Source organism: Pseudomonas khorasanensis, assembly GCF_014268505.2.
In the GTDB taxonomy this organism is placed as follows: Bacteria; Pseudomonadota; Gammaproteobacteria; order Pseudomonadales; family Pseudomonadaceae; genus Aquipseudomonas; species Aquipseudomonas khorasanensis.
Window position 1 is genome coordinate 121,795 of sequence record NZ_JABWQP020000010.1, and the last position, 15,467, is coordinate 137,261.

Here is a 15,467-nt window from a genome sequence, read left to right on the forward strand (position 1 = left end):
GCAATCCACCCTGGCTGTAAGTCAGACCCTTCCCAAAGATCGAAGGTCGCCCTTATTGCGCGGCTTTTTCGTCCTTTTGCGGCTCGCGAATCTTGTACCAGGCCACATAAAGCGCAGGCAGGAACAGCAGCGTCAGCAACGTCGCCACCACAATCCCGCCAATCATCGCGTAAGCCATCGGCCCCCAGAACACTTCCCGGGCGATCGGGATCATGCCCATGCTCGCCGCCGCCGCGGTCAGCAGGATCGGCCGGCGCCGGTGTTCGGTCGCTTCAACCACCGCGTCCCACGGCGCATAGCCTTTCTGTTCGAATTCGTCGATCTGGGTCACCAGAATCACCGAGTTGCGGATGATGATGCCGATCAGCGCCAGAATCCCCAGAATCGCCACAAAGCCCATCGGCGTGCCGGTCGGCACCAGCGCCAGCACCACGCCGATCAGTCCCAGCGGCGCGACACTGGCCACCAGGAACATCTTCTGCACGCTGTGCAACTGGATCATCAGGAACGTCGCCATCAGGAACAGCATCAACGGCAACACCTTGGCAATCGGCCCCTGGGCCTTGCCGCTTTCCTCCACCGTACCGCCGGTGGCGACCTTGTAGCCGACCGGCAATTTATCCCCAAAAGCGTCAATCGTCGGTTTGAGCAGTTTCACCAGATCAGTCGGCTGAATCTCGTCGCGCACCGAGGCTTTGATGGTGATGGTCGGCAAGCGGTCGCGACGCCACACCAGCGGCTGTTCCAGTTCATAGCGCACGGTGGCAAACGCCAGCAGCGGAATCGATGTGCCGCTCGGGGTGACAATCTGCAGGTTTTGCAAAGTTTCCGGCGTTCCACGTTCGGAATCCACAGCCCGACCAACCACGTTGATGAGGTAGATATCATCATCGACCTGAGTCAACGGCGAGCCGCTGACGATGCTGTTCATCAGGTTCGCCACGTCTTCGGACGACAGCCCGAGTTGCCGGGCCTTGTCTTGGGCGATGTCGATGCGCAGGACCTTGCCCGGCTCGTTCCAGTCGTAAATGATCTCGCCGATGTGCGGGTTCTTGTCCAGCTCGGTCGCCAGATCGATGGCGTGTCGGCGTACTTGATCGACATCCTTGCCACTGACCCGGTACTGGATCGGACGCCCCACCGGCGGACCCATTTCCAGCGCTTGCACATAACTGCCGATGCCGACGAAGTCTTTGTGCAGGCGCTCGCGCAAACGCTGGCTCAACGCCTCGCGGGCTTCGAAGTCTTTGCTCACGATCACCAGTTGCGCGTAGTACGGGTTCTGCAATTGCTGGTCGAGCGGCAGGTAGAAGCGGATCGCGCCCTGACCGATATAAGTGCTCCAGCGCACGATGTCCGGGTCGCCCTTGAGCGTTGCTTCGAGCTTGTCCACCGCCTTGCGGGTTTCGTCGATCGAGGCGTTTTGCGGCAGATTAAGGTCGACGAGGATTTCCGGACGGTCCGAGGCCGGGAAGAACTGATTCTGCACAAAGCGCATGCAAAACACCGACAACACAAAAAGCAGCACGGTGATGCCGATGGCCCACCAGCGGTTGCGCATGGCCCACAGCAGGCCACCGTTGAAAGCGCGACCGACGCGACCCGGCTCGGCAGCGTGCGGCTTCACATTGGCGCTGAGAATGTGCACACCGATCACCGGCGCGAAGAACACCGCCACCACCCATGACACGATCATTGCTACGGCAATCACTGCGAACAGCGTGTAGGTGTACTCGCCGGCCGAGCTGGCGTTGAGGCCGATGGGCACGAAACCGGCGACGGTCACCAGAGTACCGGTGAGCATCGGAAACGCCGTCGAGGTGTAGGCGAACGTCGCCGCCTGCTCTTTGCTTTCACCCATTTCCAGACGTGTGACCATCATCTCCACGGTGATCATCGCGTCGTCCACCAGCAGGCCGAGGGCGATGATCAGCGCGCCGAGGGAAATCCGCTGCATGGTGATGCCGCTGTATTCCATGAACACAAACACCATCGCCAGCACCAGCGGAATCGAGCAGGCCACCACCAGACCGGCGCGCACGCCGAGGCTGATGAAACTCACCACCAGCACAATGATCACCGCCTCGAACAAGGCGCTGGTGAAGCCGCCGACGGCTTCTTCCACCACCACGGCCTGATCGGAAACGGTGTGCACGCCGACGCCCACCGGCAAGTCCGCCGTGAGCTGGTCGATACGCGCGTGCAGGGCCTTGCCGAATTCCTGGACGTTGCCGCCCTTGCGCATGGCGATCGCCAGGCCGATGGCCGGTTTGCCGTCGAAGCGGAACTCCGGTGTCGCCGGATCGACGTAACCGCGGCTGATTTCGGCGATGTCGGCCAGACGATAGAAGCGGTCGTTGAGCTTGAGATTGACCTCGGCCAGGTCCTTCTCCGACTCGAACTGACCCGAGGTGCGCACGGAAATCCGTTCCGGCCCCGCCTCGATCACCCCGGCCGGGGTCACCGCGTTCTGCGATTGCAGGCTCTGCACCACCTGACGCTGGTCGATACCCAGCGCGGCAAGTTTGCGCGTCGAGAAATTCAGGTAAATCGTTTCGTCCTGCTGGCCGACCATTTCGATCTTGCCCAGCCCCGGCACGTTGCGGATTTCGGCGCGGGCCTGTTCCACGTAATCGCGCAACTGGCGCATGGTCAGGCCGTCGGCGGTGAAGGCGTAGACCGAGCCAAAGACGTCACCGAACTCATCGTTGAATCCCGGCCCTTGAATCCCTTGAGGAAACTGCCCACGAATGTCGTCGATCTTCTTGCGCACCTGGTACCAGATTTCCGGGATGTCCTTGGCGCTGGTGGTGTCGCGCAGGTACACGTACACCGTCGATTCGCCGGGGCGCGTGTAGCTTTTCACGTAGTCGAGGGAGTCGAGCTCTTCGAGTTTTTTCTCGATGCGGTCGGTAACCTGTTTGAGGGTTTCGTCCTGAGTCGCGCCGGGCCATTTAGTCTGGATCACCATGGTCTTGATGGTGAACGACGGGTCTTCTTCGCGGCCAAGATTGAAATAGGAAAACACGCCCATCAGTAGCCCGACGAACATCAGGTACCAAACGAAAGACTGGTGCTTGAGGGCCCATTCGGAGAGGTTGAAAGAGCCTTTCATTGACTGTCCTCGTCAAGTTTTACCGATTGTCCGGGTTTGAGACTGTTGACGCCGGCGCTGACCACGCGCTCGCCGTTTTCTACGCCGCCGGCCAGCACCACGCTGTGTTCAGTGCGGCTGATGACCGTGACGTCGCGCGGGCTTACGGTTTTGCTCTGGGTGTCGATTACCCAGATCCGCGATTTGCCATCGACTTCCTGCAGCGCGGTGAGCGGTAATTCGAGGCGCGGTTTGATCGCCGAACTGAGGGTCACGCTGATGGCCGTGCCGAGGCGGAAACCGTCCGGCGTTTCGGCCAGGCTCAGGCGCGCGCGTCGGGTGCGCGTGGCGCTTTGTGCCTGGGGCTCGATTTCGCGGATGATCGCCGTGGTGTTGATGCTCGGGTCGAGTTGCGCGGCCACCGAAAACACCACATCACTGGGCAACTGATCGACCAGCGTATCGGGCAGATCGATCACCGCTTCCTTGATGTCCGGTTGCGCCAGCGTCACGACTTGCTGCCCCGCCGTCACCACTTGCCCGGCCTCGGCGTTCCACGCAGTGACGACGGCCTTGTGATCGGCGCGCAGCTCGGTGTAACTCAGTTGATCCTTGCTTTGGCTGACCGCCGCCCGCGCCTGATCGAGCGAGGCCTGGGTGGTTTTCAGGTCGGTAGTGGCGACGTCCAGTTGCGCCTGCGCCCCGACGCCGCGATCGAACAGCGCTTGCTGGCGCCGTGCGTTGGCCTGGGCGTTGATCAGTTGCGCCTGGATTCTCGCCAGATCGCCCTGGGCCGAGCGCAACTGATTCTGCTGGTCGGACGGGTCGAGCGTCGCGAGCAAGGTGCCCTTCTGCACCTCGGCGCCTACATCGACGTTACGTCGGGCGATGCGTCCACCGACGCGAAATCCGGTATTGCTCTCGTAGCGCGCCTGAATGCTCCCGGCAAAACGACCGAGGCTTTCTTCGTTCAGTGCTTTGACCGTGACCGACAGCACCGGCCGCACCGGTTCCGGCGGCGCTTCCTTTTCCGAGCAGGCGACCAGCATCATCGCCGCGCACAACAGACCGAGACGCTTCATGGCTGCGCTCCCGGTTGCAGATCCTTGTAGGTGTTTTCGGCAATCTCGACTTTCATGCCGGGGTGCAGCAACTGGCCGCCAGCGACAATGACTTTTTCGCCGCCCTTGAGGCCTTCGCTGATGATCACTTTGCCGGTCAGGTAACGGCCGACCGTGACCGTGTGCAATTGCGCCTCGCCTTTGTCATCGACCAGCCACACCGCCGGATCGCTGATGTTTTTTGTCAGCGCCGACCACGGCAGTTCCACTGCCGATTTGCCGGAGCCTTTGGCGGTGGCGCTGACCACCGAACCGAGCTGCATGCCCGGCGGCAGTTTGTCGAGGCTGACCTTGACCTGCACGGTGCCGGATTGCGCCGACACCGAGGGGGTGATTTCACGCACGGTGCCGGTGGTTTTGATTTGCGGGTTGTCGAGCAGGCTGACCACGATCGAACGATCCGACGGCCGCTCGGCCAGCAGCGATTCGTACACGTTGAACACGGCGTCACGGTCGCCATCACGGGCGAGGCTGAAAATCGGCGCCGTGGCCTGCACCACCTGGCCGACTTCGGCCTGGCGTTCGGTGATCACGCCGGGCGCATCAGCGATCAGCGAGGTGTAGCTGAGCTGGTCCTTGGCGTTGGCCAGTTGCGCCTGCGCCGCGCTCAGTGCGCTCTGGCTGCTGCGCAGCGCCGCTTGCGCCGAATCGTATTCGCTCTGGCTGGTATAGCCCTTGGGCAGCAATTTCTGCTGACGCACGAAAGCCGCCGCCGCTTGCTTCACGCGGGCCTGTTCGGCCACAACCTGAGCCTGGGCGGAGTCGACGTTGGTCTGCAAATCCTTCGGATCGAGTTTCGCCAGCACCTGTCGGGCCGTAACGCGGTCGCCGACGTCGACCATGCGCTGGATGATCTTGCCGCCGACGCGGAACGACAACTGCGTCTGCACCCGCGCCTGCACGTCCCCGGTAAGCGTTACCGCTGCGGCGTATTGCTCGGGTTTGACCTCCTGCACGAAGACCCGAGGCAAGTATTGCTCGGCAGGTTTCTTGTCGCCGCAAGCAGTGAGCAACGCCATGGCGCTCAAGGCCATCAGCACTTTCAATCCGGGACCCGCCATGCACACTCCTTGGGCTTAACTGCTGATATCGAGACGATACGACTTCAGAGCTTAGAACAGGGTTCCACCGTTGCCTCACGATTGGGTGATTTATCTCTGCAGGAGTATCCTGCGAGGGTTTTCGGCGTAGCGCAGAGGGATCTTCATGCTCAACACCCTGGCGGTGGCCAATTACCGCTCGATCAACAAACTGGTGATACCGCTCGGGCGTCTGAACCTGATCACCGGCCCCAATGGCAGCGGCAAGTCCAACCTCTACCGCGCCCTGCGCCTGCTGGCGGAAACCGCACAGGGCGGGGTGGTCAATGCGCTGGCACGCGAAGGCGGGCTCGATTCGACTTTCTGGGCCGGGCCGGAAACTATCAGCCGCCGCATGCGCAACGGCGAAGTGGCGATCGAGCCAACCGTGCGCCAGGGCGTGAGGCGTTTGCGACTGGGCTTTGCCGGGGAGGATTTCAGCTATGCCATCGGCCTGGGCCTGCCGGAGCCGAGCCGTTCGTATTTTTCCCTCGATCCGGAAATCAAGCGTGAATGCATCTGGGCCGGCCCCGTGTTCCGCCCGGCGAGCCTGCTGGTCGACCGCAACGGCCCGATGATTCGCGCCCGCGAAGGGCGCGGCTGGGATGTGCTGGCGCAACACACGCCGAACTTCGACAGCCTGTTCGATCAGGTCGGCAGCCTGCGCAGCTCCCCGGAAGTGTTCCAGATGCGCGAATTCATCCGCCGCTGGCGCTTCTACGATCACTTTCGCAGCGATGCCGACGCCCCGGTGCGCCAACCGCAACTGGGCACGCGCACGCCGGTGCTGCACCACGACGGCCGGGATCTGGCGGCCGCCTTGCAGACGATTATCGAAATCGGCGACCCGGAAGCCTTGCGGACGGCAATCAGCGATGCGTTCCCCGGGGCCCGGCTGAATATTGCGCCACTGGCCGGTGGCCGCTTTGCTATCGAGTTCTTCCAGGAAGGCTTGTTGCGGCCGTTATCGGCAGCCGAGTTGTCGGACGGCACCTTGCGCTATCTGCTGCTGGTGGCGGCGCTGCTGACACCCAGACCGCCAACGCTGATGGTGCTGAACGAGCCGGAAACCAGCCTGCACCCGGACCTGCTGCTGGCGCTGGCACGGTTGATCATCCGCGCCTCGGAACAATGTCAGGTGTGGGTGGTGTCCCATGCGCGGCGATTGATCTCGGCGCTGCAGGAAGACCCGGACTGCAATTGCATCGTGCTGGAAAAGACGCTGGGGCAGACCGGGATTGTCGGGCAGAGAGTGCTGGATGAGCCGGCGTGGCATTGGCCGGACTAAGCGGTGACTGAAGCATTCGCGAGCAGGCTCGCTCCCACAGTCGTAGCGATTGATCGTTCCCACGCTCTGCGTGGGAACGCAGCCCGCGACGCTTCGCGTTCCAATCCAAAGCCGGACACGGATCTGCCGACGAGGCATTCACCTGGGCGCGGGCAAGATCACAGGCCTATCCCTGCCACTTCCCACCCTCAACAATCACGCTCTCGGGCCGGGTGTCATCACTCAGCTCTTTACGCACGTATTGGTCATACAACTTGAGCAGGTATTTCTCCTCGCCCAACCTGGCCAGCTCGCTGTTCACCCAGTCACGCAATTCGATATTGCCCTTCTTCACCGCCGGCGCGATCGGCGCTTCTGCACCGAGTTTCTCCTCCAGCACGCGATAGCCCGGGTTCTGCTTCGCCCAGCTGAACAGCACCAGATTGTCCTGCGCATAGGCATCGCCACGTCCATTGGCCAGGGCTTGCAACGACTCGGAGTTCTTCTCGAACTTGAGCAACTTCCAGTCCGGGTGGTTTTTGGTCAGCCAGATATCGGCCGTGGTGCCGGTGGTCACGATGGTGGTGCGCGTCGCCAGATCCTCCAGCTTTTTCACAGGACTACCCTGCGGCACCAGCGCCTGCACCGCGACCTTGAGGTTCGGATTGGTAAAGTCCACCGCTTCCTTGCGCTCCGGGGTGACGGTCATGTTGGCGAGGATAAGGTCGACCTTGTCGCTCTGCAGGAAAGGTATCCGGCTGGCCGGTTCCACCGCGACGAACTCGACCTTGTTTTCATCGCCGAGCAAATCCTTGGCGAAACGCCGACCGATGTCGGTATCGAAGCCCACGTAACGGCCGGCCTCGTCGACAAATCCAAACGGTGGCTTGTCGGTGAAGACGCCGACGATCAGTTTGTCGCGGGCCTTGATCTTGTCCAGATAACCGGCCGGCGCCGCGCTTTCGCTGGCGACTTTGGGCTTGGGCGCTTCTTCGGTTTTACCGCAACCGGCAAGAAGGGCGAGGCTGAGCAGGGGCAGTAAAAAAGCGGCAGTTTTCATAACAGTTCCAGTTCCTTTGTCGGATTCGTTTCGGGCAATGTGGCAACGAAGGAGAACTTCTCCAGGAACTGCTGCGCGCGTGCGGTTTGCGGGTTCGTAAAGAAAATCTCGGGCGGGGTCTGTTCAAGGATGCGCCCTGCATCCATGAACACGATGCGGTCGGCCACCGCTCGGGCGAAGGCCATTTCGTGGGTGACGATCAGCAGGGTCATGCCTTCGCGGGCCAGACCCTGAATCACTTGCAGCACTTCCTTGACCATCTCCGGGTCAAGGGCAGCGGTGACTTCGTCGAAGAGCATGACCGTTGGGTTCATGCACAGCGAACGGACGATGGCGATGCGTTGCTGCTGACCGCCGGAGAGCTGGCGTGGAAACGCATCGCGCTTGTCCGCCAGACCGACGCGCGCAAGCAGGGCTTCAGCCTGCCGTTGCGCTTCGCCGCGCTGGCGCTTCTGCACCTTGAGCGGGCCGAGCAGCAGATTGTCGAGCACGCTCATGTGCGGGAAAAGGTGGTAGCTCTGGAAGACCATGCCGATCTGCTGACGCACTTCGCGCCAGTCGGTGGCTTTGTCGAGCAACTCGCGCCCGGCAAATTTCAGGCTGCCGCTGTGGGCCACTTCCAGACCATTGAGGCAGCGCAGCAAGGTACTTTTACCGCAGCCGCTCGGGCCCAGAATCACAATGACTTCGCCACTGCGCACTTGCAGGTCGATACCGTTGAGTACCTGCTGTTCGCCGAAGAATTTGTTGAAACCGTGAAACTCGATCAGTACGCTCATGCTTGCGTCCAGCGCCGTTCCAGCACGCGCGAAGCGGCCGATAACGGGTAGCAGATGAAAAAGAAAAACAGGAACAGCGCGCCGTAAATCAGCACCGATTCATAGGTGCGCTCAATGATCTGCTGGCCGACCTTGATCACATCGACGACGCCGATCAGCACCGCCAGCGAGCTGGTCTTGATGATTCGCGTGTAGACGTTGATGGTCGGTGGCGTCATGCGTTTGAGTGCTTGCGGCAGCAGCACGTAGCCGAACAGTTGCGGGGAGTTCAAGCCGATCGACAAACCTGCCTCACGCTGCCCGCGAGGCAACGAATGCAAGGCGCCGCGCGCCACTTCGCCGACTTCGCTGGCGCCCCACAGCGACAACACCAGCACCGCGCACCAGAAGCTCGGCAGGCTCAGGCCGAAGAAAATCGGCAGGCCGAAAAACAGCAGGTACAACCAGACCAGCACCGGGATCGCCCGGAACAGCTCCAGATAAATTCGCAGTATCAGATCAAGCCACGTCACATTAAGCGTTCGCAGCACACCGTAAAGCACGCCGCCAACGGTGCTGATGGCAATGCTCAAAAAAGAGATCGACAAGGTTTGCCCGGCGCCTTTGGCCAGTTGCGGCAACGACACCCAGAGCAATTCAAGACCCGAACTGGCCATGCTGGAGCCTCCTTTCCAGACGGCTGAGCAGCAGCGACAGCGGCAGAAACAGCAGCACGCAGATCAGCGTCAGCACGGCGAGCATTTCGTAGGTTTTGTAATAGAGCGCGATGTAGCTCTTGGTCGTGTAGAGGATTTCCGGCACCGCCACTGCCGAGACCACCGTGGTCTCCTTGAGCAGGAAGATGAAATTGGCAAACAGCGACGGCAGGCTGAGAATCCCGGCTTGCGGCAGGATCACGTAGCGCAGCAACTGGCCGTGGGACAGGCCGATGGAACGGCCCGATTCCAGTTGCGCTTGTGGCACCGCCTCCACGCCGGCGCGCAGCACTTCGGTGAGGTAAGCGCCGCCGAGAAAAGTCATGGTGATGATCGCCGCTGTGAATCCGGAGACCTTGATGCCCAGCGCCGGCAAAGCGAAGTAGACGAAAAACAGCTGAATCAGCAGCGGCGTGTTGCGGGCCAGCTCTACATAAAGGCCGACCAGTTTTCGCAGGTAGGGCGTGCGAAACACAAGAATCGTTGCATTGAGCAGGGCCACCATCAGCGAGGTGCCTATAGCGATGACTCCCACTTGCAGCGTCACCCCCACGGCTTTGAGAAATGCCGGCAGGGTGCTGAGGATAAAAGCGTAATCGAAAGTCATGAAGCGTCCTGACGCCGCTCGGTGAGTGGCGGTGATGCAATCCATGGACAGCGGGTAGCAGTCCGGCAGGAACTGACTTTATAGGTATAAAAATGAGAATTTAAATACCGTTAAAGCATATTGATATCTCCCAAAAAACTATCTTGCGGGTTTGCCGGGAAGGAATAAGAAGGCTATTTTTCTTTGCGCTGTAGGAAGTATCTTTTTTTCACGAAAGCCCTCCAAGGACGAACAGCTTTTGGCCAGACTCTGGCCAAACCATCACAAGGAAGAGAGAAATGGCTGATATCAAGGCACCGCTGGACCCGCAGGACATCGTAAAACTGCTCATGGCATTGCGCCGCGCGCTGAAGACCTATCCGGCTTAACCTGATCGTTCCCACGCTCTGCGTGGGAATGCAGCCCGGGACGCTCCGCGTCCCTTCCAGAGCCGAACGCGGAGCGTCCGATGAGGCATTCCCACGCAGAGCGTGGGAAAGATCAACACAGGAGGAATGCGGCCTCCTGTAGGAGCTGCCGAAGGCTGCGATCTTTTCTTTGCACGAACAAAAACGCCGATGACCATCGCTGGCCATCGGCGTTTTCACATCTTGCAGGTTTAGGTCAAATCAGAACGCCGGCAATACCGCGCCGCTGTACTTCTTCTCGATAAATGCTTTCACTTCCGGGCTGGTCAGCGCCTTGGCCAGTTTCTGGATCGCTTCGCTGTTCTTGTTGTCCTCGCGGGCCACCAGGAAGTTCACGTACGGCGAGTCGGCGCCTTCGATCACCAGGGCGTCCTTCTGGGGGTTCAACTTGGCTTCCAGCGCGTAGTTGGTGTTGATCATGTCCAGATCAACTTCTTTCAACACGCGTGGCAGCAGCGCCGATTCCAGTTCCTTGAACTTGAAGTTGCGCGGGTTCTTGGCGATGTCCTTTGGGGTCGCCAGTGCGTTCTTCGGATCTTTCAGCTCGATCAGGCCGGCTTTCTGCAGCAGGATCAAAGCGCGGCCGCTGTTGCTGCCTTCGTTCGGGATGGCGATGGTCGCGCCGTCCGGCAGTTCAGCCAGGGTTTTGTACTTGCTCGAGTAACCACCGAACGGTTCAACGTGTACGCCTTGCACGGTCACCAGGTACTTCGATTTGTCGTCCTTGTATTTGCCCTGGTTGAAGCTGTTCAGGTACGGCAGGGTCTGGAAGTAGTTGGCGTCCAGACGCTTCTCGCCGACTTGTACGTTCGGCTGCACGTAGTCGGTAAAGACCTTGATTTCCAGGTCCACGCCTTCTTTGGCCAGGGTCGGTTTGATCAGCTCAAGAATTTCCGCGTGTGGCACCGGCGTCGCGGCAACCACCAGTTTCTCGCCGGCGTTTGCGAAAGAAGCCGTCAGAGCAGCCGCCAATGCGGTAAACAACAGAACCTTTTTCATGCAGTGTCCTTATCGAAAATCACGGTCGTCATCGACGACGGCATTAATACGTGTGCCAGTGAAGTGATATCGCTGGCGTGAGGCGGACAATACCCGGATTTTTTATTCCCTGACAATAACGTTTGTTCAGCTCTATATTCCATTTTGTTCGCACCCGCGAAATAGACAGGCAGCCGCTGCGGCACGCTGCGATCTTTTGATTTTCAATGGCTTGAACCTGCTGAAGATCAAGGGATCGCAGCGTGCCGAAGCGCCTACAGGAGGCCGGCGTTTTTCAGTACCTGCTGCAGTGCCTGCCGATCGGAAGCAGAGCCGGAAGAGAGGATTTGGGTGATCCGGGTTTCGATCTGCGTCAGTGTCGGTGGCAGGTTCAAGTGCTCCGGCAGAATCTCATCGCCGGTACTGACCAGCAGCGCGAAGTGGATGACGTTTTCAAGCTCGCGAGTATTGCCCGGCCAACTGTGCTGTTCGAGCACATGTTGCGCCGCTTCGCTGATCAGCGGCACCGGCAGGTCGAGGCGCTGGCTATAAATACCGAGGAAGTATTCGGCCAGGGACAGGATATCGCCGGTGCGCGCGCGCAACGCCGGCAACTCCAGATGACCCTCGCTGAGGTAGTGATAGAGGCGCTCGTGGAATTTTCCGGCGTCCACCGCCTGGGCCAGGTCGATGCTGGTCGCGGCCACCAGGCGCACATCCACCGGACTCGGCTGTTGCGCGCCAACGCGGGTGACTTCATGGTTTTCCAAAGCGGCGAGCAGCTTGATCTGAATCGGCAGTGGCAAGTCGCCGATTTCATCGAGGTACAAGGTGCCACCGTTGGCCGAACCGAACCAGCCGGCACGACTGCTGGCCGAGCCGCTGTAACTGCCGGCGGCGTAGCCAAACAGTTCGGCATCGGCGTAGGTGGGGCTGATCGCACCGCAGTTGACCGAGACGAACAAGCCGCTGCGATCACTGGCGCGATGGATGTGGCGCGCGAGCAGTTCCTTGCCGGTGCCGGTCTCGCCGCGAATCAACACTGAAATCGAACGTGGCGCCAACTGCTCCAGTTCTTCACGCAGTTGACGCGAGCGCGGATCGACAAACACCAGCGCCTTGGCGCGAATGCTCAGCGGGCTCTTTTCCGCATCGGGAAAGGTCAGCAAGGGCTGACCGAAGGTTTCAAGACTCATGGCAGACTCCCGCCCAGAACCGCCGGCAGACGGGGGCGTTGAATAAAAGAAATCAGGCGCGACGGCGAGCGTGGTGTTCCAGGCGGTTTTGCAAGCGGTACAGATAGGCGAAACCCTGTTCCCAACGCTGATGCCCGGACTTCACGTTGATGTGCCCGGCGCCTGAGAGAATCCCCGCCTCCGCGCCCCAGTTGCGCGCCAGTTCCAGAGCGCGAGGCGCACTGACGGCGGCGTCGTTGTCGGAGCTGACAACCTGACTCGGAAACGGCAAGAGATCGCTCGGGATCGGCGCGAAATTGCGCAGCGCCGGCGCGCACGCAGGGCGCTCCACATCAGCCGGCGCAACCAGCAACGCACCGCGTACCTGACGCAGGTATTGCAACGGCGCAGTGGCCGCCCAATGGGCAACGGTGATGCAGCCGAGACTGTGGGCGATGAGGATCACCGGCGTGCTGTCGGCAGCAATGGCTTCGGCCAGCGCGGCGACCCAGTCTTCGCGGCGCGGCGTCAGCCAGTCGGCCTGCTCGACCCGCGCGCTGTTGGGCAGACTGTTCTGCCAATGGGTTTGCCAATGGTCATCTGGCGATCCTTGCCAGCCCGGCACAATCAGGTAGCGGATTGATTCATTGCGCATGGGGAGCTCTCCTGCATCGTGTCTGTTCCGGATCGAGTATAGGGAGAGGATTTATATTCGTTAAGGAATAAGAAGCTATTTATTAAGACTCATAATGCATATCTAACCGATAATTGTGGGAGCGAGCCTGCTCGCGAGTTCCTGGTTCAGTTGAGATTGGCGCCGTGTCGGTTGAGGCGTTCGGGAGCAGGCTCGCTCCCACAAGGGGGCGTGGTGTAACAACAGCGGACAAAAAAAGGGCCGCACCCTGCCAAGGAGACGGCCCCGGAAAATCGTGTATCTGTCAGCGCGCCGTGATCACCGATAATTTGGTAATCCCCGCCCGCTCAATCGAAGCCATGGCTCGCGCCACTTCGCCGTAATTCACCCCGTCATCGGCCTGCAGTTGCACGCGCACTTCAGGGTCTTTGGCTTTCGCCGACTTGAGGTTGAATTCCAGCAAGTCCGGCTGAATCTCGTCCTTGTTGATAAACAACTTTCCGGTACCGTCAATGCTCACCACCAGCGGGTCTTTCTGCTCGACTGGCGCTACCGTTTCGGTCTTCGGCAGGTTGATCGGGATCGCGTTGGTCAGCAGCGGCGCGGTGACAATAAACACCACCAGCAGCACCAGCATCACGTCTACCAGCGGCGTCACATTGATCTCGCTGAGCACCTCGTCACTGTCTTGCGTGGAGAAGGCCATCTCAGGACGCCTCCTTCACTTTTACCGCGTTGCCCGGCGCCGCGACCTTTTGCGCGGTCGGATGGATCAGCAAGCGGAACGCACTCTTCTGCGCCAGGCTGTAGAAGTCGTGGGCAAAGTCGTCCAGGTCCGCCGCGGTCAATTTCAAGCGCCGCAAAAAATAGTTGTAAACCAGCACCGCCGGCACTGCGACGGCGATCCCTACACCGGTAGCGACCAGTGCAGCACCAATCGGCCCTGCGACTGTTTCAAGACTGGCCGAGCCTGCAGCGCTGATTCCCTTCAACGCCTCCATGATTCCCCACACCGTGCCGAACAGACCGATGAACGGCGAAGTGCTGCCGATACTCGCGACCACCGCCAGACCGGTTTCCAGCGAACGTCGCTCGCGAACAATCTGCTGGCGCAAAGCGCGCTCCAGTCGATCCTGATGGTTGATCGCCTGGCTCAAATCATTCGCCTGCGGCGCCTCACCCACCTGGATCGCGGCATAACCGGCCTGGGCCACCCGAGCCGCCGCGCCGGGTGCGCTCTCGCTCAGCTCGGCGGCGCAATTGAGGCTCGATGCAGCCCAGAAGCGTTGATGAAACCTGCGATCCTGCGCTTTCAGCCGACCGAACTGCACGGCCTTGAGCAGCGCCAATCCCCAGGTCGCAACGGAAAAAACCACCAACAGCCAGATCACCGCGCTTTCGATGGATTCCAGTGGAGATGCCAGTAACGTCATGATGTAGTCCTCGTGTAAACGTTTTGCGCGAATTTGGTTTCGGTTTAATGAATCTTGAAATCGATGGGCACGCTGACCCAGCCGTCCTGGGCGACATCACCCTGCGTGGCCGGGACGAAACGCCAGCGCTTCACGGCATTGAGTGCTGCGTCGTCGAGCTGCTGCCGGCCACTGCTTTTCGCAATCTGGATCTCGCCCGGTTTGCCGCTGGACAACACATGCACGCGCAATAACACCGTGCCTTCCCAGCCGCGACGCTGGGCCAGCGACGGATATTCCGGCGCTGGATTTTTCAGGTACGCGGCGTTGGCCGAAGCCGGGGTCACGGGTGCTGGTGCCGGTGGCGCTGGCGCAGCGACAGGGACTGCCGGTTTGGGTGGCGCTGTCGGTTGCTCGACCGCTTTCGGCGCTGGTTTGGGCGGCGGTTTAACCACCGGTCTGGGTTTCGGGACTGGCTTGGGCGGCGGCGGTTTCACCGCCAATTCGTCTTCCACCGGCGGTGGCGGTTCAACCACAGGTGGTGGCGGCGGCGGTACGACAACCGGCGGCGCTGGCGGAGCCGGGCGCGAAAACTCGATGGTCATCGGCGGAATTTCCGGCGGCACCACTGGCAGCACTGGCGTCGGTTTCTGGCCGACCCAATAAATCACCGCGCCATGCACGACCAACGCGAGCACGCCAAGCAGAAGCGTTTCGCGCCGACTCAAAATACCCTTGGTCGCACGCTGCAAACGCAGTTGCCCCAACGGCACTCGATGCGGCCGGCCGAGGTCGACCAGTTCGCCACCCGGCGTCTGCCGCCACAGCAATTCCCCTGCGCTGGCGGCGGTCTGGACATTGCCCATTATTTAACTCCCTGCGGTCTTTTTCGTTCTGCAGAAGCGGTCGATCTGCGCTTTGCTGCAGCCCCCAACGCTGATCGATGGGGAATCATTGAGTGTTCGCGCTTATCTCTGAAAGTAATCTTTAACGTTATGCTTATGCGTTTAGTGAATTAGCGCATTGATCAGTCGCCGCCAGTCCACGAACCGCAAGGGCTGCAGCGCTCAGCTCTGAATCGCATGCTTTTCAGGCATTCAAAGTATTCATGCAACGCATCAACCTGAGCGCCCTCAACGGTGGCTTGCGGCTTGTCTGA

14 protein-coding genes are annotated in these 15,467 nt (G+C 60.5%); 1 reads left to right on the forward strand and 13 read right to left on the reverse strand.

All coding sequences use genetic code 11. The features are described from left to right. Nucleotides 1-52: 52 nt before the first annotated feature. Genes HU727_RS19545 through HU727_RS19555 form a run of 3 tightly spaced genes read right to left on the reverse strand, consistent with a single transcriptional unit; the run spans nucleotide 53 to nucleotide 5,276 of the window. On the reverse strand, nucleotides 53-3,115 hold the full coding sequence (locus tag HU727_RS19545) for an efflux RND transporter permease subunit (RefSeq protein ID WP_186533949.1): 3,063 nt from the start codon (nucleotides 3,113-3,115) through the stop codon (nucleotides 53-55). Continuing rightward, nucleotides 3,112-4,176, reverse strand: a complete 1,065-nt coding sequence (locus HU727_RS19550; RefSeq protein ID WP_186533950.1) for an efflux RND transporter periplasmic adaptor subunit — start codon at nucleotides 4,174-4,176, stop codon at nucleotides 3,112-3,114. Before HU727_RS19550 ends, HU727_RS19545 begins: the two co-directional genes overlap by 4 nt. Beyond that, nucleotides 4,173-5,276 (reverse strand): efflux RND transporter periplasmic adaptor subunit, encoded by a 1,104-nt coding sequence (locus HU727_RS19555; protein ID WP_186533951.1) that lies wholly within the window; start codon nucleotides 5,274-5,276, stop codon nucleotides 4,173-4,175. Before HU727_RS19555 ends, HU727_RS19550 begins: the two co-directional genes overlap by 4 nt. A gap of 145 nt (nucleotides 5,277-5,421) precedes the next feature. Here HU727_RS19555 and HU727_RS19560 point away from each other — a divergent pair, with 145 nt between their 5' ends. Next, nucleotides 5,422-6,582: an AAA family ATPase gene (locus HU727_RS19560; protein WP_186533952.1), complete on the forward strand. Its 1,161-nt coding sequence runs from the start codon at nucleotides 5,422-5,424 to the stop codon at nucleotides 6,580-6,582. Nucleotides 6,583-6,748: 166 nt separating this feature from the next. Here HU727_RS19560 and HU727_RS19565 read toward each other — a convergent pair whose 3' ends face one another. The 10 genes from HU727_RS19565 to HU727_RS19610 form a co-directional block, all read right to left on the reverse strand. Further along, a complete protein-coding gene (locus tag HU727_RS19565) occupies nucleotides 6,749-7,621 on the reverse strand; it encodes a transporter substrate-binding domain-containing protein (protein WP_186533953.1) in 873 nt (290 codons plus the stop codon). Further along, nucleotides 7,618-8,400, reverse strand: coding sequence for an amino acid ABC transporter ATP-binding protein (locus tag HU727_RS19570; protein WP_186533954.1), 783 nt, complete (start codon nucleotides 8,398-8,400; stop codon nucleotides 7,618-7,620). The genes HU727_RS19565 and HU727_RS19570 overlap by 4 nt, the downstream gene beginning before the upstream one ends. After that, entirely contained in the window at nucleotides 8,397-9,056 is a 660-nt protein-coding gene (locus tag HU727_RS19575) for an amino acid ABC transporter permease (RefSeq protein WP_186533955.1), read from the reverse strand. The genes HU727_RS19570 and HU727_RS19575 overlap by 4 nt, the downstream gene beginning before the upstream one ends. After that, the gene (locus tag HU727_RS19580; RefSeq protein WP_186533956.1) at nucleotides 9,037-9,702 is read right to left on the reverse strand and encodes an amino acid ABC transporter permease; all 666 of its coding nucleotides are present in this window, start codon (nucleotides 9,700-9,702) and stop codon (nucleotides 9,037-9,039) included. The genes HU727_RS19575 and HU727_RS19580 overlap by 20 nt, the downstream gene beginning before the upstream one ends. A 608-nt stretch (nucleotides 9,703-10,310) precedes the next feature. Then, nucleotides 10,311-11,108, reverse strand: coding sequence for a MetQ/NlpA family ABC transporter substrate-binding protein (locus HU727_RS19585; RefSeq protein WP_186533957.1), 798 nt, complete (start codon nucleotides 11,106-11,108; stop codon nucleotides 10,311-10,313). A gap of 254 nt (nucleotides 11,109-11,362) precedes the next feature. Continuing rightward, the gene (locus tag HU727_RS19590) at nucleotides 11,363-12,283 is read right to left on the reverse strand and encodes a sigma 54-interacting transcriptional regulator (RefSeq protein ID WP_186533958.1); all 921 of its coding nucleotides are present in this window, start codon (nucleotides 12,281-12,283) and stop codon (nucleotides 11,363-11,365) included. Nucleotides 12,284-12,335: 52 nt separating this feature from the next. Then, entirely contained in the window at nucleotides 12,336-12,917 is a 582-nt protein-coding gene (locus HU727_RS19595; protein WP_186533959.1) for an alpha/beta hydrolase, read from the reverse strand. Between the two features lie 283 nt (nucleotides 12,918-13,200). Further along, nucleotides 13,201-13,602 (reverse strand): ExbD/TolR family protein, encoded by a 402-nt coding sequence (locus HU727_RS19600; protein WP_186533960.1) that lies wholly within the window; start codon nucleotides 13,600-13,602, stop codon nucleotides 13,201-13,203. A gap of 1 nt (nucleotide 13,603) precedes the next feature. Then, on the reverse strand, nucleotides 13,604-14,329 hold the full coding sequence (locus HU727_RS19605; protein WP_186533961.1) for a MotA/TolQ/ExbB proton channel family protein: 726 nt from the start codon (nucleotides 14,327-14,329) through the stop codon (nucleotides 13,604-13,606). Between the two features lie 44 nt (nucleotides 14,330-14,373). Further along, a complete protein-coding gene (locus HU727_RS19610) occupies nucleotides 14,374-15,174 on the reverse strand; it encodes an energy transducer TonB (RefSeq protein WP_186533962.1) in 801 nt (266 codons plus the stop codon). Nucleotides 15,175-15,467: the final 293 nt, after the last annotated feature.